Genomic DNA, 24894 nt, shown 5'->3' with positions numbered 1-24894 from the left:
ACCCCTTTGGAGAATCAACCGGTCCGTACTGTTGGGCATGTGCCTGATTGCACTAACTGCCGTGCTGTTTTACGGACCGGTCCTGCTGCTACTGTGGCGCGAGCTGGGGTGAGGTTGAGCCTGCTTACAGCCGTCCACGCAGTTCGAGCGCGATCGCACGCGGCTTGCTCACATAGCTGTAAGGCGAGCCGACGACCGCACCGAGCGTGCTGATCGCGATAGTTTGCCGGTTGGTGAGGTTCGTCACGACCGCGCCCACGCCCCAGTTGCCCGAAGGCGCCGTCCAGCCGAGGCGCACGTCGACTTTCTCGCGCGCCGCTCCTGTATCGACGCTGCCGTCGGGGTTGCACGTTCCCTGCGCCCGCGTGTCGGCATTGCAGCGCCGTTCACCGATGTAGCCGAGCATCACGTTGAAGTCAGCCGTCCCGTTCCACAGCGGCCAGCGCGCGGTGGCGCCGGCACTGGCGCTCAGGCGCGGCGCGCCGGGCGGCTGGCCGTCCAGCCGGACACCGGACGGCGACACGTAGTGCGCATAGGTCTGGTCGAGGTAGGCCAGCGCGCCGTTCAGGCGCCAGATCCGGTTGAGCGTCCACTGCGCGCTCAGCTCGGCGCCCGTCGCGCGCTGGTCGCTGTTGACGACCTGGTAGCTGGGCACGCCGGCGCCGGCATTGGCCGCCACCAGGGTCAGGCTTTGCAGGTTGGTGTAGTCGTAATGGAAGATCGACGCTTCGTAGGACAGGCCCAGCGCACGCACCCGCCCCTTGATGCCGATCTCGGTATTCGTCACCAGCTCCTCGTCGTAATAGCCATTCACGCCGAGGGCATCGAAACCGCCGGCCAGATAGCCCTTGCTCCACGAGCCGTACACCATGTGGTCCCGCGTCAGGTGGCGGTCCAGCACGATGCGCGGGCTGAAGTTGTTCCAGCTCCTCGATGCCGGGAACGGGCTGGTGCTCGATACGGTGTTGTTGAACTCGACGTTGCGTGCCACCACGGCCTGCAGCGATGCCGCCTGTTGCGGGGTCAGCAGTTTCAGGGCGACCGCGGTCGGAAAAAGCTGTGCTTGCTGCATCACGGCGAGACGAGCGTCGAGCTCGCTGGCGATACGCGGCGGGTTATACCAGCTGAAGCGCTTGTCGTCGTGCGTGAAGCGGCCGCCGACCGTCAGGTTGGTGACCGGGCTCACATGCCAGAGCAGGTCGCCATACACGGCGTACGCGCGGTATTCACCCTTGTCGTGGATGCTCTCGCGCCACGGCAAACCGGCGAGGCTCAGCCCTTGCAGCGCCGCGTTGCCGGTGGCACGGCCGATGCCCTGGGCCAGGCCGGTCAGCGTGGCATAGGGCGCGCTGCCGGCGGCATGGCGAATCAGCGTGTCCAGCGACAGCGTCGTCAAGTCCACGTGCTGCGCCTGGGTGGCGCGCTCGCGATAGGCACTGACGCCGCCAACCCAGTCGAGCGCGCCGTTCTGTCCGCTCAGCTTGAATTCCTGCTGCCAGGTCGAGTTCGATTCGACGTTGCCGATGCCGATATACGCCGCCGGATTCACCGACCCGTCGTTGTCCTGCCAGTTCTGCGTGTTGAAGTGGCGGTAGGCGGTGATGCTGCTGAGTGTCGCATGGCGCAGCGGTGTCGTCACACGCAGCGTGAGGCCGTCGAAGGTGCGCGCCTGCGCATCGGGCTCGGCGTCGTTGGCCAGCGGCTGCCTGCGCGGATCGACCCATGTTGCGGGCCCGCCAAAGTCGATTTTCCCGCCCGTGAGGGAAAACACCGGCGGGCCGGACACACGCATCACCCCATGTTCCCAGCCGAGAATGGCATCGGTGTCGTCGCGCCGCCAGCGCACGGTGGCGCGCAGGCCCCGCTCGCCATCGTCGCCCATGCGCTGGCCATTGAAAGTGTTGCGGACCCATCCATTGTCGCGCTGGTCGACCGCAGAGATGCGCAGTGCCAGCCCCTCGGCCAGCGGGGTGTTGTAGAGCAGCTCGGTATGGACCGCCCCACGCGTGCCGACCCGGACCAGTCCACCCGCTTCGGTCCGCTCGACGGGATCGTTGGTGACAATGGAGATGACGCCGGCAGCCGCATTGCGTCCGAACAGCGTGCCTTGCGGACCTTTCAGCACTTCGATCCGCTTGACGTCATTGAAGTTCAGCAGCGATCCGCCGGTCTTGCCGGCATACACGGAGTCGGTGAAGATGCCGACCGGCGAGTCCGTGCCGATGCCGTAGTCCTCGGTGCCGACGCCACGCAGGAAAATGATCGGACGGGTGGATTGCAGCGGCTCGACCGACAGGCCGGGGACGAACGCGTCCATGCCGGCCAGGTTGACCACGCCGACATCCCTGAGCGCGCTCCCGGCCAGCGTCTGCACGGCGATCGGCACGTTCTGGATGTCCTGGCTGCGGCTCTGCGCGGTGACCGTGACCACCGGCATGACATCCTGCGCGCGACAGGCGTCCGGCACGCCCGCTGCCGCGACGGCCGTGGTCAGTGCAAGCCTGACGGCATGCCGGTTCATCCCCCGACGCAACTTCCGCTGACTCGATTTCATTATTGCCCCGTGAAACATTCGATCAATGCGCTATCCTGATCACAACGGCACACCTTGGCAAGACCCATCAAGCGCTTTGCTGCATGTTTTTCTCTGGCAGGACCCGCCCTCGCCCGGCCTTCTTCGCTTCATACATCCAATAGTCGGCTTCCTTGACGAGATCGGCCCCCGACATGTTGCTTTCAGGCGCGAAGATGGCGATACCGATACTCGCGCCGACGGTCGCGCCCTGCCCGCACAGGTCGATCGGGGCCGAGATCCGCTCGACGAGCTTGTGCGCCACCGCATGCGCGTCCGGATACGTATCCGTCATGTCTTCCAGGAGCACCGTGAATTCGTCGCCCGCCAGGCGAAAAACGCTGTCGGTCTTGCGCACCGTGTCCTGCAGGCGCGCGGCAATCTCGCACAGCAGCTTGTCGCCCGCCTCATGGCCGTGGGTGTCGTTGACGGCCTTGAATCCGTCCAGGTCGATGAACAGTACGCCCAGCATCCTGCCAGTGCGTCGCGAGCGCGCCTGTGCGATGGGAAGGTTTTCGGTCAGGGCGCGCCGGTTCAGGAGGCCGGTCAACGCGTCGTGGCGGGAGTCGTACTCCCGCTGGGCCTCGCGGGCCTTGCGTGCCGTGATGTCGTGCAGGAAGGCGCTGAAGATCGTCGTACCGTTCACTTCCAGCGCCGTGATCCGCACTTCGACCGTGAGCCGCGAACCATCCTTGCATACGGCGGGGAGTTCGAGGCGCTGGTTCAGGGCCGACCCCGCGCCCGTGGTCAGATAACGCGCCATGCCGCGCCGATGCATCGCGCCCATCTCGGCCGGAATGACCAACGCGTCCAGCGGCCGCCCGATCGCTTCCCCGGCATTCCATCCGAAGGTCGTCTCGGCCTGCCGGTTCCACTCGCGCACGATGCCGTCCCGGTCCAGGCCGATGTAGGCATCGTTGGCGTTCTCGATCACGCTGCGCAGCTCGGCTTCGCGGTCCTTGAGTAATTGCTCCGCTTGCCGCTGGTGGGCCATGGCACTCTCCAGCATGGCCACCGCGTCGTTCAATTCCCGGGTGCGGGTCGCGACACGCGTTTCCAGATCGGCGTGCAGCGCCTGCAACTTCGCTTCGGTCTCTTTCTGCGCCTGGATATCCTTGACGGCCGCGACGTAGTACAGCGGTGCGCCATCCGGTCCTGCTTTCTTCGTGACGTTCAGGTTGATCCAGACAGGGCTGCCATCCTTCCTGACGTAGCGTTTCTCCAGTTGGTATTGGTCGATCGTGCCGGCTTCGAGTTGCCGCAGCAACGCGAGATCCGTGTCCAGGTCCTGCGGATAGGTAATGTCGCGGAAGGTCGTCCGGTACAGTTCCTCGGGCGCGTAGCCGACGATCCGGCACAACGCCTCGTTGACGCTCAGCCAGCCGCCATCCGGTGCCACCATCGCCATGCCGATGCTGGCAAGGTCGAAGACGGACCGGAACCTTGCCTCGCTATGCGCGATCGCGACGCCGGACCGCTCGACGCTTTCTCGCGCGACCGCCAGTGCCTCGCGGTGCTGGATTTCTTTGGTCACGATGTCGGCAAGGTCCCGCAACGCCTGCAGGTCGTCGGCGGACAACTGGCGCGGCCTCGAGTCCATGGCGCACAATGTCCCCAGCGCATGACCGCCTGCGCTGCGGATCGGAATGCCGGCGTAAAACCGGATGTTCGGGTCGCCGTGCACGAGGGCGTTGCCCTCGAACCGCGGATCGGCGGTGGCATCGGGAACGACCAGCGGGGCGCTCTGCAGGATGGCGTGCGCGCAGAAGGCGACCTCGCGGGATGTCTGCTGAACGTCCAGTCCAACGCGCGACTTGAACCATTGGCGGTCCTTGTCGACCAGCGAAAACACGGCAATGGGCACACCAAGGAGGCGCGTCGCCAGGCGGGTCACCTGGTCGAAGACCGGTTCCGGGGCGGTATCCAGGATGTCGAGGAACTCGAGCAGTTCCTGGCGCTCCGATTCGTCGGGAGGAAGAGAGGCTGCTGGCATACGGCAACTCGCTATGTGGACCGAGTCTCAACGCTCGTGCCCGGCACTTTACCAGACAAGCACGGTCGAGCTCGAAAGACTTCTCACGCGGCCATCCGAGGACGGGCCGCCGATGAACGCCGTCATTGCCCTTCGAGCGTGCCGAATACGAACTCCAGCTTGCGCCCGTTCACGCCGACGCCATACCAGTCCGGCCGCTCGACATGATGAATTCTGACGTATTGCCCACCACGTCGAGTGCCGTTTCCACACCCGTGGCGGAGTTGATCCACACTATTCCACGCTTCCCGTTCGAACCGGCACACGACTGGCGGATCGCCAGCAAGCCACGTCCCGCAGGCGCGCAGGCATCCACCTTGCAAAAGGCGCTTTGTTACGTGACCGCAGGGGCGAACCTGCCGCTCGCATCGACTGGGAGAGCGAGTCGCTAGTGCCCGGCTTGATAATTTCCATGGCGCACGGTTTAGCACGTGGGCGCCCTGACGCCACTACCGCCTACGCCCAAATGACGTCATTCCTCCAGGCCTCGCTCGCAATGAGCGATTGCAGCTTCTCCTGCAGCATCGTCGACCATGCCTCGACCAGCCTGGATGGCCGGTTCTCGCGCAGCGTCGTAATGGCCACGGTCGACCGGATCGAAGGGCGTTCGATGGCGTGGGCGACGACATCGCCCCGCGCCACCTCGTCCTTGATCGCGACTTGCGTCAGGATCGAATAGCCCACTCCCGCCTTCACCAACTGCTTGGTCAGGGCCACGCTGTCGACTTCGATCTCGACCCGCAGCCGCACGCCATGCTGGATCGCGGCCTGCTCCACAAGGCGGCGATTGCTGTGGGGTAGCCCAGGGAGAATGAGAGGTATGTCCGCGAGATCCCGGATGTGGTAACTGGGCTTTCGTCCCGCGTCGCCAGCCGGACCGATCAATATCATGGGCTCGCTGAACAATGGACGGACATTGAACGCATCGAGAAGCGGCTGGTTGTACACGACCGCCAGGTCGACCCGCTTGTCGAGCACCCACTCCTGCAATGAACTGCTGAGCCCTTCGCGCAGGTGCAACGTCACGCGCGGCCAGCGGGCGCGGAAGTCCTTGATCAGGTCGGCCCCGATCAGTGCCCCGATCGTCGGCGGCAGCCCCACTGCGAGATGCCCACCCTCCTCGTCCGCGCTGGCACGGACCTGCTCGCCGGTCTCGTTCACCATGTGCGTGATCATCTCGGCCCGTTCCAGCAGCCTGGCACCGGCGGCGGTCAGGCGCACGCCGCGGCCATGGCGGATCAGCAACGGTACGCCGATTTCGCCTTCCAGCTTGGCGATCTGCCGGCTCAACGCAGGCTGGGCAATGTAGAGCTCGGACGCCGCACGGCTGAAGCTCCCCGACCGCGCCACGTGAATGAAGCTCCTGAGTTCTCGTATATCCATATCCAACGCCAGCCATGCCGAAGAAGCATAGGATCATATATTCATACGGTCTTTGTCAAAGTTTTTACATGGACCTATGCTTCATACAAATAGCAAGCCACTCAAAACAAGCCGCCATCGGCGACCTTAGGAGACGTGATGAAACAACTGAAGAAACTGCATGTGCAGGTATTGATCGGGCTGGCGTGCGCCGTCGTGCTCGGTCTTTTGGCGCCCGCCACCGCCATGGCGATGAAACCGCTGGGCCAGGGCTTCATCGCACTGTTGAAGATGATGCTGGCACCGATTATCTTCTGCACCCTGGTCCAGGGCCTCGCCCACGTCAAGGACATGCGCAAGCTGGGACGGCTGGGATTGAAATCCCTGGTCTACTTCGAAGTCGTCAGCACGGTCGCGATGATCATCGGTTTCGTGTTCGTGAACGTCTTCGAACCCGGCGCGGGACTGCATGCGACGAACATGGTCGAAAGCGCCGACGCCCTGAAGGCGACGGCCGGCGCCGGCCAGATCTCCGCGGTCAACTACCTGCTGGGCCTGATTCCGCACACGCTCGTGGACGCATTCGCCAAGGGCGACATCGTGCAGGTCCTCATCATTTCTATCCTCGCCGGACTGGCCCTGAACGTCTCGGTCGGCGCCGACTCTACCCTCTTGCGCGGCATCGACGAAGCGCAGGCCGTCCTGTTCAAGATGCTGGCGTTCATCATGAAGCTGGCGCCGCTGGGGGCGTTCGGCGCCATGGCGGCCGCGATCGGCAGCTACGGCGGCATGACGCTCGTGTACCTGTTGAAAGTCATCGTCGTCTACTACGGTGCATCGCTGGTGTTCGTGTTCGGCGTGCTGAGCTCGATCAGCTGGATGATCGGCCTGCCGTTCTTCGGCGTGCTGAAACTGATCCGCGACGAGATCCTGCTGATCTTCGGCACCGCGTCCAGCGAAGTCGCCTTCCCGCGCCTGCTCGAAAAACTGCAGCGCGCCGGTTGCGACGAGGTCGTCGTCGGCTTTGTCCTGCCGGCCGGCTACAGCTTCAACCTGGACGGCACGTCCATCTACATGGCGATCGCGATCGGCTTCATCGCCCAGGCGACGGACACGCCGTTCTCGCTCTGGCAGCAGCTGGGCCTGCTCGCCATCCTGAGCCTGACCTCGAAGGGCGGCACCACGGTGGCCGGCGGCGCGTTCGTGAAACTCGCGGCGACCCTGCAATCCGTACGCACGCTGCCGCTCGGCGGCCTCGGCCTGCTGTTCGGCATCGACCGCGTGATGGCGACCGCCACCGCCCTCGTCAACGTCGTCGGCAACACGATCGCGGTCTTCGCCATCTCGCGCTGGGAGAACGGCTTCGATGCGGATGCGTTTGCCCGCGAGACGGGAACGCGTGCGCGCCGCACCCGCCTGCAGCCGGACAAGGCCGCGGCGCAATCCCAGCCGGCCCAATCGAACATCTGACACCAAGGAACCACCATGCCACGCATTTCGCCTATCGATCCCGAGCGTCTCGACGCCGCGCAGCGCGCCGTCCACGACGCCATCGCCAGCGGCCCGCGCAAGGGCGTCCGCGGCCCGCTCGCGGTGTGGCTGCACCGCCCGCAGCTTGCCGACCGCGCCCAGGCGCTGGGCCGCTACTGCCGCTACGACAGCAGCCTGCCGCCGCGCCTGTCCGAACTCGCCATCATGCTGATGGGCCGCCACTGGCTCGCCGAATACGAGTGGGCCGCGCACAAGCCGTTCGCGCTGGAAGCCGGCCTGTCGTTGGAGGTGCTCGATGCGATCCGCGACGGCCGCGCGCCGGCCTTCACGAAGCGTGACGAAGCCTTGATCCACGCGTTCATGCAGCAGCTCCATGAACGCCGCGCCATCGACGACGCGCTGTATGCCGACCTCGAACGCGAAATCGGCCGCGACGCCCTGGTGGACCTGGTCGGCGTGGCCGGCTACTACACGCTGATCTCGATGACGATCAAGGTCTTCGAGGTGCCGCCGCCCGCCGGCGTTGCACCGGAACTCCCTACCTCCACGAATTAAGGAAAGCAGCATGGAAACTTCAACCGCACACCCGTCCACGGCGCCGGGACGCCTGAACAACAAGGTCGCCATCGTCACCGGTGCCGGCTGCGTCGGCCCGGGCTGGGGCAACGGCCGCGCCGTCGCCGTGCTGTTCGCCCAGGCGGGCGCAAAGATCTTCGCCGTCGACAAGAGTATGGAAGCGATGGAGGAGACGATCCGGCGCGTCCGTGAAGCCGGCGGCACGATCACGGCGCACACGTGCGACGTCACCGACAGCGCCGCCGTCGAGGCCATGGTCGCCGCGTGCCAGGCCGAATACGGCCGCGTCGACATCCTGGTCAACAACGTGGGCGGCTCGGCGGCCGGCGGTCCGGTCGCGCTGTCCGAAGACAAATGGGATGCGCAGGTCGCCTTCAACCTGAAGAGCGTATTCCTGACCTGCAAGCACGTGCTGCCGGTGATGGAAGCGCAGGGCCGCGGCGCCATCGTCAACACGGCGTCGACTTCCGGGATCCGCTGGACCGGCTCCGCGCAGGTTGCGTATGCCGCGTGCAAGGCCGGCGTGATCCAGCTGGGCAAGGTCGTCGCCGTCGAGTATGCAAAAAAAGGCATCCGCGTGAACACGGTCGTGCCGGGCCAGTTGCATACGCCGATGGTCGAAGTCCGCCTGGCCGGCCAGCGCAGCGGCGGCGACGTCGACAAGCTGCTGGACAGCCGGCTCGCGCGCATCCCCCTCGGCTTCATGGGCGACGGCCGGGATACCGCCAACGCGGCGCTGTTCCTCGCGTCCGACGAAGCGCAATTTATCACCGGCACCGAAATCATCGTCGATGGCGGCATGACCGCAAGGTGCGACTGATGGTCCGGCTCGCGCTCACCGGCGGCCCGTGGGACTGCCACACCCATATCTACGGACCGTGGGACGCGTTTCCCCTGCCCGCCACGGCCGCGTACCGGCCGGCAGCGGCGCCCATGACCGAGCTGCTGGCGATGCACGAACGGCTCGGGATCGGCCACGGCGTGCTGGTGCAGGCGGCCTGCTACCAGTCGGACCACAGCGCGCTGCTGGCGGCGCTCGCGGCGACGGATGGACGCTACCGCGGCGTGGCGCTCATCGACGAGACCATGGATGACGCCGACCTGCGCTCGCTGCACGACGGCGGGGTGCGCGGCGTGCGCTTCAATTTCATGGGACACCTGCCCGGCGAACGCGACCTCGACCGGTTGCGCAGCGTCGCCGAACGGGTGCGCCCCCTGGGCTGGCATGCGCTGCTGCACGGACAGCTGGCGCAAGTCCTGCCGGTCCTCGACGCCTGGCGCGACCTCGACATGCCGCTCGTGATCGACCACATGGCGCGCCAGGATGCGACGCGCGAATGGGACGAGCCCGCCCTGAAGCGGCTGGAACGCCATCTTGCGCATCCGCAGCGGTGGCTCAAGCTGTCCGGCGTCGACCGCGCGATGCAGGGCGCGCCGGCGCCGTGGCCCGCCGCGCTGCCGCTCGCCCGACGCCTGCTCGCCGCCGCGCGGCAGCGCGCGATCTGGGGCACGGACTGGCCGCACCCGAACATCCAGGGCCCCGTGCCCGACGACGGCCAGCTGCTCGACTTCCTGGTAGAGGTCTGCGGCGACGCGGCGACCGCACAGGCCGTACTGGTGGATAACCCGAAGCGGCTGTATTTCTGACCACACGATTGCATCAATCAAATAGCGACAAGGAGACGATGGAATGAACAAATCAAGTAACCGTGCTTGTGCGACAGCCCTGCTTGCCCTCGGCTGTTCGGGATTGTTGTCGACCACGGCGCAGGCCGCCGACATCCATGTCCTCGCCACGGGCGCGCTGTCGGCGGCGTTCAGGCAACTCGGCCCCGACTTCGAGAAGAAGTCCGGCCACCATCTGGTGGTGTCGTGGGGCCCGTCCTACGGTAGCTCGCCCGATGCGCTGCCCATGCGCATCCAGGCCGGCGAAGCGATGGACGCGTGCTTCATGATCAAGGCGGCGATGGCCGATCAAATCAAGCAAGGCAAGCTGCTGCCCGCGACCGCCGTCGACCTGGCCGAGTCGCGCGTCGGCGTCGCCGTACGCGCGGGCCTGCCCCGGCCGGACATTGCGTCGGTCGACAGCCTGCGCGCCACGCTGCTCGCGGCGAAGTCGGTCGCGTTTTCCGAGGGCGCGAGCGGCAAGTACATCGTCGGCACCCTGTTCCCCGAGCTCGGCATTGCCGACGCGATGAAGGCGAAAAGCGTACCCATCCACGGACGCGAACTGGTCGGCACGGCCATCGAACGCGGCGACGCCGACCTCGGCCTGCAGCAGATCAGCGAGCTGCGCGCCATTCCCGGCATCCAGTACGTCGGTCCGCTCCCGGAAGCCGTGCAAAAGGTCAGCGTCATCGCCGCGGCGATCGGCAAGGACGCCAGGGAGCGCAAGGCCGCCGAAGCCTTCCTCGCCTACCTGAAGACGCCGGAGGCCGCAGCGACGTTCGTGAAGACGGGACTCGACCCGATCGGCGCGAAATAAAACGAATAACCACGACAGACAGGAGACTCACATGAAACTTCGCAAGCTCAACTACGCATTCGTCCTCGCCGCAACCTTGTCGGCATGCGCGTTCGCCGGCACCGCCGGCACGGCGGATCATCAACTCGTCAAGTACGGCAACGTGCAGATCGACGTGATGCGCCAGGGACAAGGCCCCGTCATCGTGATGCTGCCGTCGCTCGGTCGCTCGGTGCGGGACTACGACCAGGTCGCCGAGCGACTGGTGGCGGACGGGTTCCGCGTGCTGCGTCCCGAACCGCGCGGGATCGGACTCAGCAAAGGTCCGATGGAGAATCTCAGCGTGCACGATTTCGCGAAGGACGTCGCCGCCGTGATCGAGCACGAGAACAAGGGACCGGTCGTGGTGGTCGGCCATGCCTGGGGCAACTTCGCGGCGCGCCAGCTGGCGGCCGACCGGCCCGACCTCGTGCGCGGCGTCGTCGTCGCGGCCGCGTCGGCCGGCAAGGTGCCGCCCGGGTCCAACGAAAAACCGATCGGCCCGGAGATGCGCAAGGCCATCGACGGCCCCTCCGACATGAAGCTGCCGGAAGCCCAGCGCATCGAATACTTGCGCAAGGCCTTCTTCGCGCCCGGTCACGACCCGCGCGTGTGGCTGACCGGCTGGCACTCGGAAACGCACGAGGCCGAATCGCACGCGCGCAACACGACGCCGGTCGACGATTACTTCGCGGCCGGCACGGCCCCCATCCTCGACCTCCAGGCCGAAAACGACGCCGTGGCGCCGCGGCGCTTTTCCCAGGTCCTGAAGAACATGCTGGGCGACCGGGTCACCGTCGTCGTCATTCCGAATGCCGGCCATGCGCTGGCGCCCGAACAGCCGCAAGCCATGGCCGACGCGATCGCCGCGTTCGCGCACCGGGTCTTCGCAAACAAATAAACGCTACCCGCTCGCATGCGGCATCGGATCGCCCGGCGTGCAAGCCGGGCGAACGGCACTCCTTTACCTGTTCGGTCAATACCAAATGAAAAAGCAGATCATCGCATCGGGACTGCTCGTCCTGGTGGGCGGCACGTCGTCCGCGCAAAGCAATGTCACGCTGTACGGGATCGTCGACGTCGGTCTACGTTACGGAAACGCCGCTACGTCGAACGCCAACACGCCTTCAGTTGGATCGGGGCAGCAACGGGCGTCGCGCTTCGGCTTTCGCGGCACCGAGGAGCTGGGCGGCGGACTTTCGGCCAGCTTCCAACTGGAAAGCGGCTTCAACGCCGACGACGGCACACTGGGCTACGGCAACCGTCTCTTCGGCAGGCAATCGTGGGTCGGGCTGAACGGCGGATTCGGATCGATCCGCTTCGGCAGGCAGACGACCGCGGTCTACGACGTGCTGTTCACGGTCGATCCGTTCGTCATCAACGGCACCGGCAACGCGCAACGGGTGTTCGCCTACGGCCTCGGAAAAGCCGATCCACTGTCCCGGGCAGACAATGCGGTCACGTACAGCATCCGACTGCACAACGGCATCGGGTTCGACGCCGGCCACGCGTTCGGCGAAAAGGCTGGGAGCTTCGCCAGCAACAGCAGCGACTTCGCTTCGGTATCGTACGTGGCGGGCGCGTGGAATGTACGCGCGGCGTACCAGCATGCCGACGGCGTCGACCTCGGCGCGGCATCGACGCCGCTGGGTGCCCTGGTCGGCCCAGCACATCTGGGATCCGCGAACGTCAACGTGAAAAGCGCGGTCGTCGGCGCCGTCTACGATCTCAGGCCGGTCAAGTTCCACGGCATTTATGGCGATACGCGCATCGGCAATGGCGGCGCGCTGGCGATGCGCAGCTACATGACCGGGGTGACCGTCGGCGCCGGGCGCGGCACGATGTGCGCATCGTGGAATCGCAACGACATCCGGGAGTTCCGCAACGGGGTCTCCGACCAGTACGCTCTGGACTACACCTACCCGCTCAGCAAACGGACATTTCTCTATGCGGCGTCCGGCTATACGAAGAACGGTGGCGGTGTGCGCCTGAACTCGGCAAGAAACGGCTTCAGCGGACGTGAGGTAGAGACTGGAGTACGTCACACGTTCTGATATGGGCTATCGGAGCTGAAGTGGCACATCGATGACCGACGTACGCATGCCTGAAGGCTGCGATGCGTAAACGAGCGAAGTTCACTGGTGACGTAGATCAGCGCCAATGCGCTGATCTGACAGAATGCTGGAGGCGAGGACGGGAGTCGAACCCGTCCAGACGGCTTTGCGGGCCGTTTTGGGTCGAGCCGTAATTGCTGCGTGAATATCGCGTTGGCGGTGTCGAAGCAGGGATCGTAGACGCTTGCAGTTAAAGCCGCCATGTAGCTTGCCAAGCAAGTCGCGAACGAAGCGCAGGCCGAAGCCACGCCTGGGGATGTCAAGTAAAAGTCGATGGTAGACGGCACTCTGCACCTCGAATGCGACGAACTCATGTGGTGCAAAGTGCGGTGCAGAGCTAACCCGTTGATTCCTAAAAGCTATTACTCTAGACCAGAGCAGGGACGATCGGATCGCGCCGGTAAAACGTAAGGTCCCGGCAAGGCATCCATACCTAATCCCTACCTCGATCAGTGTCTGTAGTCTTAGAGAGCCGACCTCTGCCATCTCGTTCAGCACGATTCTAAGCTCCACCGCGACTGGTCCAGTCTGTCACATCATGAGTTCGGCCGGCGAACGGAGTTAGGGGCCAAGCGGCTCAGCGATGGGCAAGCTGCCGCCCGGTCGAGCATCTTGATCATCGTTCCGCGTACCCGCAGCACAGCCGTATTTAATTGCGGAGGCATCGGCCTTCCTAATCTAGCGCGCCAGGCCCAGTTCGCCATTCGTCGCCCGCGCCTGGCGCCCCGTTTTGTCGGCCCGCCGCGCCATGCTCTGCAGGTCGAGCGGGCGTGTGAGCCGGTGGCGCGCCAGCGCCGCGCCGCCTACCGCGACCACGTCCGCACCGAAGCGCGAAGTGCGGATTTCCGGCGCGGTCAGCATCGCGGCATCCGCGTACTCGCCCAGCACCCGCCGTGCCGGCCCGATCAGCGTGTCGCCCAGCCGCACTGCCGGTCCGCCGATGACGATCGCCATCGGGTCGAAGCTGGCCCAGAGGTTGTTGAGCAGGACGCCGAGCTGGCGGCCGGCTGCGTCCACTGCGGCGCAGGTGGCCGGGTCGCCGTCGACTACGCGGCGGAACAGCCGGTCCAGCGCGGGATGGCTGGGCAGTTCGGCGCCTAGCAGCGCGCCGAGGCCGATCAGGGCATCGGCGCAGCCGCGCCTGCCACACGAGCACAGCGGCCCGCCGGCCTGCAGGATCGCGTGGCCCGCTTCGCCGGCAAAGCCGTGCAGGCCGGTCAGCAGGCGGTCGTTGACGATCACGCCGGCGCCCACGCCATAGCCGATTGACAGATAAATCAAGGGATCGGTGCTGGCCTGGTCGGCGAATTCGAACTCGCCCAGCGCGGCGACGTTCGCCTCGTTCTGCACGTACAGCGGCAGGCCGTCCAGCGGCGAGCCCTTGGCGTGGGCCTGGACGATCCCGGCCACGTCCACGTCACGCCAGCCGAGGTGGGGCGCGTGGTGCAGCAGGCCCAGCGCCTCGTCGACGGCGCCGTGCAGGCCGATGCCCACGCCGAGAACGGGGCGCCCGAGCCGTTTCGCCAGCTTCGCGAGCGCGAGCGCGGCGAGCCGGATGCACGACGTGGGGTCGCCCGAATCCTCGTACGTGAGGATGCGCGTGTCGAGGACTTCGCCCAGCAGGTTCGTCGCGACGACGCGGGCTTCGTCCACGCCCAGTTCGGCGCCGAGCAGGGCCAGGCGCGACGGATCGAGATGCAACGGCGTGGCACGCCGGCCGACTTCGCCCGTCACGAGCAGCTCGCTTTCGGTGAGCCAGCCTTCGTCGACCAGTGCGCGCACGAGCAGGCTGATGCCGGCCTTGGTCAGGCCCAGCACGTCGGCCAGCGCCGCGCGCGACAGCCCGGGCTGGGTGCTCACCTGGCGTACGACGGCCATGCGGTTCAGTTGTTTGAGGAGTTGCTGGTCACCGGTAACTTGCATGGGGTAAGAAAATCAAGTGGTTGTGATGATTATGCAACGGGTTGGAAAAAATTGTTGATCATGCAAACTGCATATTTGCAACATCTTTCCCGTCTCGCAACGCGAAGGCTCACGGCCCGGTCATCCTCATCGTATTGGATGAAGTGATTGATTTAATTATGAAATCGATTTCTCGCGCACGTACCGACATCAATGTACGTATGTTACGTAATCCCTGCTTTCACAATCAAAACTGAGTCCCGCCGCGGTGCACCGACGCTCATTGTTGGGGCAAACGTTTGGTTTGATCGATTGACCAAAATATTTAGTGTCATTAATCTACGGGAAATGATGTCCGCTATCAATGATAAATGAGGCAACAAAGCGACGGCTGCCGCAGCCGCTGCAGCGGACAACAGACCCGCCGGCAATGACCCGATGCGGGCCGCCAGGTTGTAGCACCACCAGCACGGACGCCGCCGCCCGTCGGGTCCGGCGTTTTTTCGAGAGACGAGAGGAGACACAGTGCAACACACCAAGAGGGTTTTTTCCCATCACCTGAACACCAGGCATCGCCTGATCAGCCTCGCCGTTGCGAGCGCCTGTGCCGGCCTGGTTGCGCCGGCCCATGCGCAGGATACGGGCGCCGCCAACGGCATCGCCGCGCCGACCGACCAGACGGGGTCCACGCCCGCGCAGGGCGTCGCGACGAATACCGTCGTGGTGACCGGTATCCGGGCCAGTATGCAGTCGACGCTGAACCTGAAGAAGAACTCCGATGGTATCGTCGACGGTATCGTCGCTGAAGACATCGGTAAATTCCCGGACACGAACCTGGCCGAGTCGCTGCAGCGCATCACCGGCGTGTCTATCGACCGTCAAAATGGCGAAGGCCAGAAGATCACGGTGCGCGGCATGGGCCCCGACTTCAACCTGGTGCTGTTGAATGGCCGTCAAATGCCGACGGCTGACCTGAACGACGCGAACGGCCGCTCGTTCTCCTTCGACAACCTGGCGTCGGATGCCATTTCGCAGCTGCAGGTCTACAAGACCAGCCGCGCCCAGGATCCGTCCGGCGGCATCGGCGCCACGGTCAACATCATGACCGCGCGTCCTTTCGACCAAAAGGGCACCGTGGCGAGCGTTGGCGTCAAGGGCGTGGTGGACCAGTCGAGCCAGAACCTGCCCGACTTGCTGAAGGGTAAGCGCGTTACGCCTGAAGTTTCCGGTATCTTCAGCACCGTCACCAAAGATGGCATGTGGGGCTTTGGCGGCAACGCCAGCTACTCGAAGCGCGACTCGGGCTTGAATCGTGCCCAGATCGCCAATGGCTGGATCGGCCCCTACAAAGGTTCGGATGTGATTGACGGCTCGACCTTGCCGCAGCCCGGTGCGCCCGTCGGCAGCGTAACGAACCGTCCAGGTCCGAACGATCTGTATGAGCGCCCACAAAACTTTGGTTACCAGGTCAACGGTCTCGAGCGCGAGCGTGTCAATGGCCAGGCCGTGCTGCAATTCCGTCCGGTCAAAGAACTGACCGCAACCCTCGACTACACCTTCGCGCAGAACAAGCTGCACACCCGCCGTGCCGAGATGAGCGTCTGGTTTGCCCAGACCCCAACCTCGACCAGCTCCTGGCCGGGTGGCAGCAACCAGGCGCCGTTGACTTACTCGGAAGTGTACAACGCGCCGCAGGATATCTCGGTCATCTCCGCCGACTATGCCACCAAGAACACCCTGAATTCGGTCGGCTTCAACACTGTCTGGAAACCGCGGTCCGGCCTGAGGTTCACGCTCGACGCCCATTCGTCGAGCGCCGAATCGAAAGCCGACAGCCCATGGGGCAGCAGCAACCAGCTGAGCAACGCCAGCTTCAGCCGCGGCCGAACCTCGATCGACTTCACCCACGAGCTGCCGATCCTGGGCATTGACGGCGCCAACGTGGCCGCCGAGCCGATCCAGGCAACCGGTTCGCAGTTCACCAACACCTACGTCAAGTCGACCGTCAAGCAGTTGCAGTTGAGCGGCGAGTGGAAAGTGGCCGACGCGTCGAACCTGAACTTCGGTGTAGGCTATACCGACGTGAAAAACCGCTCGACCTCATCGCTCGTGCAGAACAACGGATGGTCGGGCTTGACGAGCAAGAACGACTATCCCGCCAGCCTGTTCCAGAAGAGTGACACCGCCAGCTACTTCGACCAGTTCGGTGGCGACGGCGCGGCCGGCATGTTCAGGGACTTCTACACGGCCGACTTCGGCGCGCTGCGCGCGGCAACCGCTGCCGCCGCGACCAAGCCTGGCTATGTCAGTAACGACGGCCTGAAAACGCAGGCAAGCTTCCTGCCGAATTTCGCCACGACCGACAGCGACCAGCGTCTGGAGGAAAAAACGACGACGGCCTACGTGGCCTTGAGTCAGGACTGGGAGCTGGCCATTCCGGTCCATACCTCGGTCGGCCTGCACTTTGAAAAAACCAAGGTCACTTCGGTGGCCCAGGTGCTCCCGGCGACGGGCGTGACCTGGATTTCGCAGAATGAGCTGCCGCTGACCTTTGCCGGTACCGCCTACTCGACCACGCATGGCTCCTACAGCAACGTGTTGCCAAACGTGAATGCCGACTTCGACGTGACCTCGAACTTCAAGGTGCGCGCCGGCGCCGGCGTCACCATCAGCCGCGCCCGTTATAACGAGCTGCAGGGCGGCCTGAACATCGGCACCGGTTCCGACTACTATCTGGGTGGCACTGCTGCGACGGGTAATCCGAGCCTGAAACCGGTGAAGTCGAAGAACCTGGACTTGTCTTTCGAATGGTACTTCACCCAGCACAGCGTCGCCTCGCTGGGTCTGTTCAACAAGAAGTTGACTGACTACACTGCCCAGAGCCAGGTCCTGGAAAACCAGTACGGCATCCATACCCCCATCGGCGGCGGGTACTATAAATCCGCCCTGGCGAGTGGTTGCACCGTTGCGGACACCAACTGCATCCGTAACTACATTCTCAACAACTACAACGGCCAGCCTGGCGTCACGAAGACCGGTGTAAACTCCGTTGGCAATGCCACGGGTGTGATCACGGGCATCCCGAGCGATCCGCTGATGCAGTTCAGGACGTCCAGCTACGTGAACTCGCAACCGGCCAGCTTGCATGGCGCAGAATTGGCCGTTCAGCATATGTTCGGCGAGACGGGCTTTGGCGTTCAGGCGAACTACACCTACGTGACCTCGCCGTTGAAATACAAGAACGACCAAACCACCGATCAGTTCGCAATCCTGGGTCTGAGCAATTCGGCCAACCTGGTGGGTATTTATGAAAACTTCGGTTGGACGGTACGGCTTGCCTACAACTGGCGCGACTCGTTCCTGGCCTCGAAGACCGACGGCGGCGGCCACCTGGATCCGGTGTACACCAAGGCGTATGGCCAGACCGACCTGAGCGTGGGCTACGCCTTGACCAAGAACCTGAACGTGCTGTTCGAAGGGATCAATCTGACCAATTCGACGCAACGTCAGTACGGCCGCACCAAGAGCCACTTCCTGAACGCAACCCAGACCGGCCCACGTTACATGGTTGGCGCTCGTTACACGTTCTGATTGCTGACGTCAGCACCTGGTATGTGAGCAGGTCCTGAAGCAGGCCGTGGTGACGACCATGGCCTGCTTTTTTCTTGCTACACTGAATCGCTATAACTACTTACTACGATGGAAGATTCGCGTGCGTAGTCAACCCCTGGAACAGGTCGTGATTGTCGGTGGCGGCTCGGCCGGCTGGCTGACCGCCGCGCTGGTCGCGGCAGCGCATCAGACCAGTGCCGGCCCGGCCCTGAAGGTGACCCTGATCGAATCGCCCGAGGTGGCGCCGGTGGGTGTCGGCGAGGGAACCTGGCCCGGCATGCGTGAGACCTTGCACCGCATTGGCGTTTCCGAGAACGATTTCTTCCGCGCCTGCGACGCCTCGTTCAAACAGGGTTCGCTGTTTGTCGGCTGGGTCGACGGCAGCGATGACGACGCTTATTACCACCCGTTCGAACTCCCCTACGGCTATGGCGAGACCCATCTGGCCGCGAGCTGGCAGCGCCAGCACGGCGCCGTGCCGTTTGCCGATCTGGTCAGCGTCCAGCCGCACCTGTGCCGCGCCGGCAGGGCGCCCAAGCAGGCGACGACGCCGGAGTTCGCCGCCGTGGCCAACTATGGCTACCACCTCGACGCCGCCAGGTTCGGTCAGTTCTTGCGGCGCCACTGCACCGGGAAACTCGGCGTGGTCCACGTGCCGGACCATGTGGTGGCCGTCCATGCGCACGATGACGGCGACATCGCCTCGGTGCAGACCAAGCTGAGCGGCGCCATCGAGGGCGATCTGTTCATCGATTGCAGCGGCTCGCAAGCGCTATTGCTGGGCAAGCATTATGGCGTACCCCTGCTGCCGCAACAGCATATCCTGTTCAATGACCGCGCTTGCGTGGTCCAGCTGGGCTATCCGGAGCCGACCAGTCCGATCGCATCGCAGACCAGGTCGACGGCGCAGGAAGCCGGCTGGATCTGGGATATCGGCTTGCCGACCAGGCGCGGCATCGGCCATGTGTATTCGAGCGCCCACACCAGCGACGCGCAGGCCGAGCAGGCCTTGCTGGCCTACGTCGAACGCAGCGGCGGTGGCGCACCCATGCTCACCGCGCCGCGCAAGCTCGGCTTCGAGCCCGGCTACCGCGACCATTTCTGGCACCGCAACTGCGTGGCGATCGGCCAATCGGCCGGGTTCATCGAGCCGCTCGAGGCGTCGGCATTGGCGATGGTGGAGTTGTCCGCCACCATGCTCAGCGACGGCATGCCGGCCAACCGCGCCGTGATGGACATCGTCGCCAAACGCTTCAACGATGCCTTCACCTACCGCTGGGAACGGGTAATCGATTTTCTCAAGCTGCATTATGTGCTCAGCCAGCGCAACGCCAGCCAGTACTGGCGCGATCACCGGGCGCCGGAATCCATCCCCGCGCGCCTGAACGAGTCGCTCGCGCTCTGGCGCACGCAGCCGCCGTCGCGCTACGACCTGCACCGGATCGAAGAGCTGTTTCCCGCCGCCAGTTATCAATACGTGATGTACGGCATGGGCCTGGTGCCAGAAGTGGACCGGCGGATCCGCCACTGCGAGCACGCCGATCTGGCCGACGGCTACTTCCGCCAGGCGGCCGCAATGACCCGCAAGATGCTGGCGGGGCTGCCCGGCAACCGCGAACTGATCGGGCATATCGTGCATCACGGCATGCCGACCAGGTAGTCAATGACATTTGAATGAAGAGGCAAGCAATGACCCACCGTGTTTTGTTGAACAACGTCGAACACAAAGACCTGAAAATCATTCTTGGCCGCGGCACCCGGTTCGGTGACGGCGAGACGATCTGCCCGACCTTCCCGGCCGAGTTTCGCAATGTGCTGGCCCACTATCCGATCGTGTTCCGCGAGACCGGCAACGAACAGCGCTACGAGCCGGTGGCGCTGTTCGGTTTTGTCGAGGGCGAAAACTTGTTTGCCGGCGCCGATGCCTGGGATGCGCTGTACGTGCCGATGGCCGTGGCGCGCCAGCCCTTCTCGATGGGACTGTCCGGCGACGGCCTGCTGGTGCATGTCGACCTCGATCATCCAAAAGTGAGCACGGCCATCGGCTATCCGCTGTTTCTCGAATACGGCGGCCAGAGTGAGCTTCTGGAACAAGTCAACAGCCTGCTGCTGGCCTTGCACGAGGGGCTGCAGAGCAACGCCGGCTTTGTCGCTGCGCTGCTCGACCATGACCTGATCGAGCCGCTCACGCTCGACATCGAATTGAACAACGGCTCGCACAACCAGCTGCTTGGTTTTTCGACGATCAACGAGGAAAAGCTCGCCGCGCTCGACGGTGCGGCGCTTGCGCACCTGCATCGGCACGGCTACCTGATGGCTGCCCATCAGATGGGTGCATCGCTCGTCCAGCTGCGCGAGCTCATCGAGCGCAAAAACCAGCGCGTTGCGGTCGATGGCTAAACCGATGCGCGAGATCAGCGGCGCGCTACCTTCCGCGCTGACTGACGCCATTCTCACTGCGACCGAGCCGCTGGTGCTGCGCGGCCTGGTCGCAAGCTGGCCGCTGGTCAAGGCCAGCCTGCGCTCGCAGCGCGAGGGCATCGCCTATCTGCGCCGCTTCTACCGGGGCGAGGTGGTCCGTGCACTGATCGGTCCGCCCGAGATCGCGGGGCGCTATTTTTATAACGACGACATCAGCGGATTTAACTTCGACGCCGTCAACGCCAGGCTCGACGCGATCCTCGATCAAGTGCTCGAACACCTCGATGACCCGTGTGCGCCAACTTTTTATGTCGGCTCGACGACAGTGGACACCTGCCTGCCAGGCTTCCGGGACGAAAACGATCTCGACCTGGGCGATCGCGATCCGCTCGTCAGCGTGTGGACTGGCAACCGTTCGCGCATTCCCGCGCACCAGGATCTGCCCGATAACCTGGCCTGTGTGGCCGCCGGGCGTCGCCGCTTCACCTTGTTCCCGCCCGAGCAGTTGAGCAACCTGTACATCGGGCCGCTCGATTTTGCGCCGGCCAATCAGCCCATCAGCCTGGTCGATTTTCATCGGCCGGACCTGGTGAAATTCCCCAGGTTTGCCGAGGCCATGGCGCATGCGCAGGTGGCCGAATTGCTGCCGGGCGACGCCATCTTCATGCCCAGCATGTGGTGGCACCATATCGAGGGGCTCGACAGTTTTAACGTCCTGATCAACTACTGGTGGCGCCAGTCGCCAGGCTATATGGATGCCCCGGTCAATACGCTGATGCATGCCATCCTGACGCTGCGCGAACTGCCGCCGCCCCAGCGACTGGCATGGCAAGAGGTGTTCCGCCACTACATATTTGAAGCGGACGGCAGTGAAGCGGCGCATATCCCGGAACCGGCGCGCGGGGTCCTCGGTCCGCTCGATCTCGACAAGGCGCGGTCCATGCGGGCCGCAATCATGCAGAAACTAAAACGGTAGCAGGAGACACCCCATGCAACAGAACAATCCGGAAAATATCGGCAGGAAGCCCGTGCGGCGCGTCGTCATCGCCGGCGGCGGCACAGCCGGCTGGATGGCCGCTGCCGTCATCTCCAGGATCTTGGGCAAGACACTGGACATCACGCTGGTCGAATCCGACGAGATCGGTACCGTCGGGGTCGGCGAGGCGACCATACCCAGCTTGATTCAGTTTCACCAGTTGCTGGAACTGAACGAAGCCGACGTCATGCGGGCAACCCAGGCGACCTTCAAGCTGGGCATCAGCTTCGAGAACTGGCGCGCGCCCGGCGAGGACTATATCCACTCGTTCGGCTTGACCGGCGTCGACCACTGGACTGCGGGCTTCCAGCATTTCTGGCACAAGGGCCGCCAGCGCGGCCTGGCCAGTGACTTCGGCGACTATTGCCTGGAATTGAAGTCGGCCCAGCTTGGCCGCTTCGCGCATCTGCCGAACGACGTCATGAATTACGCTTACCATCTCGACGCGACCTTGTACGCCAGGTTCCTGCGCAAGTACAGCGAAGGTTTCGGCGCCAAGCGGGTGGAAGGCAAGATCGACCAGGTGATGCTTGACGCCGCCAGCGGCCACGTGACCGGGCTCAAGCTCGGAAACGGCGCCTTGATCGAAGGCGATTTGTTCATCGACTGCACCGGCTTTCGCTCGCTGTTGCTGGGCCAGACCATGGGGGTGGAATACGACGACTGGTCGCAATGGCTGTTTAACGACACCGCCATCGCGGTACAGACTGAATTGATGGGCGAACCGGTGCCGATGACACGCGCGATTGCGCACGGCGCCGGCTGGCAGTGGCGGATCCCGCTGCAGCACCGGGTTGGCAATGGCCACGTATTCTCCAGCAAGTATATGGACGGCGAGGAAGCCATGCAGATCTTGCTCGACAATCTGCAAGGCGAGCCGCTGACGCAGCCGCGCATGATCAAGTTCAAGCCAGGCCAGCGCAAGCAATCGTGGAAAGGCAACGTCGTCGCCATCGGCCTGTCGAGCGGCTTTCTGGAACCGATCGAGTCGACCAGCATCCACCTGATCCAGCGTAATCTGATCCGTTTGATGCAGATGTTCCCGGCCGACGGCATCTGCCGCTCCGACATCGACGAGTTCAACACCCAAGTGCAAAGGGAGATCGCCCACATCCGCGATTTCATCATCCTGCATTACAAGGTGACCAGTCGCGCCGATACCCCATACTGGGAAGCTGCCAGGAACATGGAAGTGCCGGCATCGCTGCAACACCGCATCGACCTGTTCCGCGAAACCGGACGGGTGTTCCGCACCGAGGGTGAGTTGTTTACCGAGTCGTCGTGGCTGCAAGTCATGCTGGGCCAGGGATTGACGCCCGAGCAGCATCACCAGTCGGCCGACCTGATGGGCGATGCCGAGCTGTCGCAGTTCCTGGGCTCGATTCGCCAGAAGATCGAAAGGACGGTCCAGCAGTTGCCATCGCATCAGGCTTACGTCCAGCGGTTCTGCCGCGCAGAGCGGCCGAGCTGATCCATTTAATTCAGAGCCGCCCATGTTCAACCCAAATCCCTCGATGAGTAAAGTCGCGCTGAGCGATGGCCGTTCTTATGTAGTCGTTGACAATATCCTGCGCGATCCCATGCAATTCATCGCCCATGCCGTCGCGCGGCGCGCGGATTTTTCGCCGGAAGATTCTCACTACTATCCCGGGCCGGAACTGCGGCTGCCCCCAGCCGCGCACCAGGCATTCGAAGCGTTTTTTTCACAATATATCCGGGGCCAGCTTGGCGCCCGGCGCACCCGCAGCGCCTTGTGCAGGATGTCGATGGTCACGCGCAAGCCGGAAAATCTCGAGCCATTCCAGAGAATCCCGCATGTCGATGGCGGTCCCTTCCAGCCGGGCGAAGGCAATTTCGCCATGGTCCTGTATTTGTTCAAGGATGAACGGCTGGGTGGCACGAGTTTTTTTCGACCGCGGGTCGACACCGCGACATTGTCGGCCATGATGGCCCGCGGGCAGCACATGGACCGTGACGCGTTTTCGGCCTTGATCGACAGCTCCCCCGCGTATCCGACCAAGACCAACACGTATTTTGAAAAGATGGCTACCGTCCCGGCGGCGTTCAACCGCGCGTTGTTCTATGATGGCACGATCTACCACAGCGGCGACATCCGCCATCCGGAGCTGCTCAGCGCCGATCCGGAACAAGGACGGCTGACCGTCAACGCGTTCTTCGGGGTGCGCCTGAACGCCTGCTGAAGCGCGGCTTCGAAAAGCTAGCGCGCTTTCGCGTGGTCGATGTTAAACGCGATGGCGATGCGATCCTCATCGGTCAGGTTGGGGCCGACGTGGTGTTCGACCCAGCTTGGGAACATGATCAGCTTGCCCACTTCGGGCACCACGGATGCCGCCTCGGCCTGCACATTGCGGTAAAAGCTGCGGGTAAAGGTGCGCGCCAGGATCGGATCACGGAAGCAGAGCGAACCCGCACGTTCTTTCGCGGCCGGCACCTGCGGGTAATACACGCCGCTGATCCAACTGCCCGGGTGATTGTGGGGGCTGTTGGCGTGCCCTTTGCCATTGATAACCCCCCACATCGCGCCGAACTGCGCTTCCGTGACCTCCGGTTCCGCAAACCATGCGCCATTGACCATGCATTCGTTGAGCACCCGCAGCACCAGTTGCTTGAGCTGTGCAAACCCCGGAAGCGGCAACAGGTCATAGCTACGAAAGCCACCATAGTTGGACAGGCCAGTCTTGTCGGCGATGCCGGCCGCGACTTCCTCGTCGCGAATGGCATAGATCTGGCGCGCCAGTTCCTCGTTGTCTACCCCTTGGGTCTGCACAACGAAAACCGGCGTCGGAAATAACTCCAACACCTGCATGGACGCTTTCATGTTACTCATGGACCTGCTCAGGTTACGCCCTCGCTAGCGAATCCGAGGACTGGAATTGTCGAGATCCAAATTATGGCATTAATGTCGAAGGTCCGCCAATGCACCGGTGTGATCGAGCCGTATGTAGTGTCGCAAACGTAATCCGTCGATTTGAAGGGACAAGCTACATCGCTGACTTAGATCAGCGCGAAAGCGCTGATCTACAGATATGCTGGAGGCGAGGACGGGAGTCGAACCCGTCTAGACGGCTTTGCAGGCCGCTGCATAACCGCTTTGCTACCTCGCCGGAGGAGACTTGACTATGCCACAGCGACCGGTTATCTGTCGCAGCGACACGAGAAGGCTGGCTTCTCTGTAACTGGAGCGGGAGAAGAGTCTCGAACTCTCGACCTCAACCTTGGCAAGGTTGCGCTCTACCAACTGAGCTACTCCCG

Annotated in this window: 18 protein-coding genes and 1 tRNA gene; 13 read left to right on the top strand and 6 right to left on the bottom strand. The window is 63.9% G+C overall.

The genetic code is table 11. The features are described from left to right. Nucleotides 1-124: 124 nt before the first annotated feature. The 3 genes from QPK29_RS10665 to QPK29_RS10655 form a co-directional block, all read right to left on the bottom strand. Nucleotides 125-2521: a TonB-dependent receptor gene (locus QPK29_RS10665; RefSeq protein ID WP_371768231.1), complete on the bottom strand. Its 2397-nt coding sequence runs from the start codon at nucleotides 2519-2521 to the stop codon at nucleotides 125-127. A 100-nt stretch (nucleotides 2522-2621) separates the two neighbouring features. Beyond that, nucleotides 2622-4565 (bottom strand): PAS domain S-box protein, encoded by a 1944-nt coding sequence (locus QPK29_RS10660; protein WP_371768230.1) that lies wholly within the window; start codon nucleotides 4563-4565, stop codon nucleotides 2622-2624. 495 nt (nucleotides 4566-5060) lie between these two features. Continuing rightward, a complete protein-coding gene (locus QPK29_RS10655) occupies nucleotides 5061-5987 on the bottom strand; it encodes a LysR family transcriptional regulator (protein ID WP_056137354.1) in 927 nt (308 codons plus the stop codon). A 138-nt stretch (nucleotides 5988-6125) separates the two neighbouring features. Here QPK29_RS10655 and QPK29_RS10650 point away from each other — a divergent pair, with 138 nt between their 5' ends. From QPK29_RS10650 to QPK29_RS10620, 7 genes are all read left to right on the top strand, one after another. Then, nucleotides 6126-7436, top strand: coding sequence for a cation:dicarboxylate symporter family transporter (locus QPK29_RS10650; RefSeq protein WP_371768229.1), 1311 nt, complete (start codon nucleotides 6126-6128; stop codon nucleotides 7434-7436). A gap of 15 nt (nucleotides 7437-7451) precedes the next feature. Then, nucleotides 7452-8012, top strand: coding sequence for a carboxymuconolactone decarboxylase family protein (locus tag QPK29_RS10645; protein ID WP_371768228.1), 561 nt, complete (start codon nucleotides 7452-7454; stop codon nucleotides 8010-8012). Nucleotides 8013-8022: 10 nt separating this feature from the next. Further along, the gene (locus QPK29_RS10640; RefSeq protein ID WP_371768227.1) at nucleotides 8023-8853 is read left to right on the top strand and encodes an SDR family NAD(P)-dependent oxidoreductase; all 831 of its coding nucleotides are present in this window, start codon (nucleotides 8023-8025) and stop codon (nucleotides 8851-8853) included. After that, nucleotides 8853-9680: an amidohydrolase family protein gene (locus tag QPK29_RS10635; RefSeq protein WP_056137345.1), complete on the top strand. Its 828-nt coding sequence runs from the start codon at nucleotides 8853-8855 to the stop codon at nucleotides 9678-9680. Before QPK29_RS10640 ends, QPK29_RS10635 begins: the two co-directional genes overlap by 1 nt. A gap of 43 nt (nucleotides 9681-9723) precedes the next feature. Continuing rightward, the gene (locus tag QPK29_RS10630; RefSeq protein WP_056137344.1) at nucleotides 9724-10518 is read left to right on the top strand and encodes a substrate-binding domain-containing protein; all 795 of its coding nucleotides are present in this window, start codon (nucleotides 9724-9726) and stop codon (nucleotides 10516-10518) included. Nucleotides 10519-10549: 31 nt separating this feature from the next. Beyond that, the gene (locus tag QPK29_RS10625; protein WP_371768226.1) at nucleotides 10550-11437 is read left to right on the top strand and encodes an alpha/beta fold hydrolase; all 888 of its coding nucleotides are present in this window, start codon (nucleotides 10550-10552) and stop codon (nucleotides 11435-11437) included. An 85-nt stretch (nucleotides 11438-11522) separates the two neighbouring features. Beyond that, nucleotides 11523-12590: a porin gene (locus QPK29_RS10620; RefSeq protein WP_371768225.1), complete on the top strand. Its 1068-nt coding sequence runs from the start codon at nucleotides 11523-11525 to the stop codon at nucleotides 12588-12590. 738 nt (nucleotides 12591-13328) lie between these two features. Here QPK29_RS10620 and QPK29_RS10615 read toward each other — a convergent pair. Continuing rightward, nucleotides 13329-14573 (bottom strand): ROK family protein, encoded by a 1245-nt coding sequence (locus tag QPK29_RS10615; RefSeq protein ID WP_371768224.1) that lies wholly within the window; start codon nucleotides 14571-14573, stop codon nucleotides 13329-13331. A gap of 504 nt (nucleotides 14574-15077) precedes the next feature. Between QPK29_RS10615 and QPK29_RS10610 the strand changes: the two genes are divergently transcribed. The 6 genes from QPK29_RS10610 to QPK29_RS10585 all read left to right on the top strand — a co-directional run bounded on the left by QPK29_RS10610 (nucleotide 15078) and on the right by QPK29_RS10585 (nucleotide 23822). Further along, on the top strand, nucleotides 15078-18143 hold the full coding sequence (locus QPK29_RS10610; RefSeq protein WP_371768223.1) for a TonB-dependent receptor: 3066 nt from the start codon (nucleotides 15078-15080) through the stop codon (nucleotides 18141-18143). Between the two features lie 121 nt (nucleotides 18144-18264). Beyond that, nucleotides 18265-19824: a tryptophan halogenase family protein gene (locus QPK29_RS10605; protein WP_371768222.1), complete on the top strand. Its 1560-nt coding sequence runs from the start codon at nucleotides 18265-18267 to the stop codon at nucleotides 19822-19824. Between the two features lie 47 nt (nucleotides 19825-19871). Continuing rightward, nucleotides 19872-20564, top strand: coding sequence for a SapC family protein (locus tag QPK29_RS10600; RefSeq protein WP_400189757.1), 693 nt, complete (start codon nucleotides 19872-19874; stop codon nucleotides 20562-20564). 4 nt (nucleotides 20565-20568) lie between these two features. Further along, nucleotides 20569-21561 carry a cupin-like domain-containing protein gene (locus tag QPK29_RS10595; RefSeq protein WP_229502101.1) on the top strand — a complete coding sequence of 331 codons (993 nt, stop codon included), beginning with the start codon at nucleotides 20569-20571 and terminating at the stop codon, nucleotides 21559-21561. Nucleotides 21562-21574: 13 nt separating this feature from the next. Then, nucleotides 21575-23092: a tryptophan halogenase family protein gene (locus QPK29_RS10590; protein WP_371768220.1), complete on the top strand. Its 1518-nt coding sequence runs from the start codon at nucleotides 21575-21577 to the stop codon at nucleotides 23090-23092. A gap of 22 nt (nucleotides 23093-23114) precedes the next feature. Beyond that, nucleotides 23115-23822 carry a DUF6445 family protein gene (locus QPK29_RS10585; protein WP_371768219.1) on the top strand — a complete coding sequence of 236 codons (708 nt, stop codon included), beginning with the start codon at nucleotides 23115-23117 and terminating at the stop codon, nucleotides 23820-23822. A 17-nt stretch (nucleotides 23823-23839) separates the two neighbouring features. Here the strand turns inward: QPK29_RS10585 and QPK29_RS10580 are convergent, their stop codons facing one another. Further along, nucleotides 23840-24460, bottom strand: coding sequence for a TIGR02466 family protein (locus QPK29_RS10580; RefSeq protein ID WP_371768218.1), 621 nt, complete (start codon nucleotides 24458-24460; stop codon nucleotides 23840-23842). A gap of 212 nt (nucleotides 24461-24672) precedes the next feature. Next, nucleotides 24673-24746: transfer RNA gene (locus QPK29_RS10575), tRNA-Cys, on the bottom strand. Nucleotides 24747-24894: the final 148 nt, after the last annotated feature.

The organism is Massilia orientalis, from assembly GCF_030411975.2.
GTDB lineage: Bacteria > Pseudomonadota > Gammaproteobacteria > Burkholderiales > Burkholderiaceae_D > Telluria > Telluria orientalis.
The sequence above is the reverse complement of the archived record's forward strand: the minus strand, read 5'-3'. Positions and strand labels throughout refer to the sequence as shown.

Bases quoted from the DNA above. Each gene is read 5' to 3' on its own strand.
- QPK29_RS10650 (WP_371768229.1), top strand. From the start codon at position 6,126: ATGAAACAACTGAAGAAACTGCATGTGCAGGTATTGATCGGGCTGGCG.
- QPK29_RS10595 (WP_229502101.1), top strand. From the start codon at position 20,569: ATGCGCGAGATCAGCGGCGCGCTACCTTCCGCGCTGACTGACGCCATT.
- QPK29_RS10625 (WP_371768226.1), top strand. From the start codon at position 10,550: ATGAAACTTCGCAAGCTCAACTACGCATTCGTCCTCGCCGCAACCTTG.
- QPK29_RS10635 (WP_056137345.1), top strand. From the start codon at position 8,853: ATGGTCCGGCTCGCGCTCACCGGCGGCCCGTGGGACTGCCACACCCAT.
- QPK29_RS10655 (WP_056137354.1), bottom strand. From the start codon at position 5,987: ATGGATATACGAGAACTCAGGAGCTTCATTCACGTGGCGCGGTCGGGG.
- QPK29_RS10615 (WP_371768224.1), bottom strand. From the start codon at position 14,573: ATGCAAGTTACCGGTGACCAGCAACTCCTCAAACAACTGAACCGCATG.
- QPK29_RS10640 (WP_371768227.1), top strand. From the start codon at position 8,023: ATGGAAACTTCAACCGCACACCCGTCCACGGCGCCGGGACGCCTGAAC.
- QPK29_RS10665 (WP_371768231.1), bottom strand. From the start codon at position 2,521: ATGAACCGGCATGCCGTCAGGCTTGCACTGACCACGGCCGTCGCGGCA.
- QPK29_RS10585 (WP_371768219.1), top strand. From the start codon at position 23,115: ATGTTCAACCCAAATCCCTCGATGAGTAAAGTCGCGCTGAGCGATGGC.
- QPK29_RS10620 (WP_371768225.1), top strand. From the start codon at position 11,523: ATGAAAAAGCAGATCATCGCATCGGGACTGCTCGTCCTGGTGGGCGGC.
- QPK29_RS10630 (WP_056137344.1), top strand. From the start codon at position 9,724: ATGAACAAATCAAGTAACCGTGCTTGTGCGACAGCCCTGCTTGCCCTC.
- QPK29_RS10660 (WP_371768230.1), bottom strand. From the start codon at position 4,565: ATGCCAGCAGCCTCTCTTCCTCCCGACGAATCGGAGCGCCAGGAACTG.
- QPK29_RS10590 (WP_371768220.1), top strand. From the start codon at position 21,575: ATGCAACAGAACAATCCGGAAAATATCGGCAGGAAGCCCGTGCGGCGC.
- QPK29_RS10645 (WP_371768228.1), top strand. From the start codon at position 7,452: ATGCCACGCATTTCGCCTATCGATCCCGAGCGTCTCGACGCCGCGCAG.
- QPK29_RS10580 (WP_371768218.1), bottom strand. From the start codon at position 24,460: ATGAAAGCGTCCATGCAGGTGTTGGAGTTATTTCCGACGCCGGTTTTC.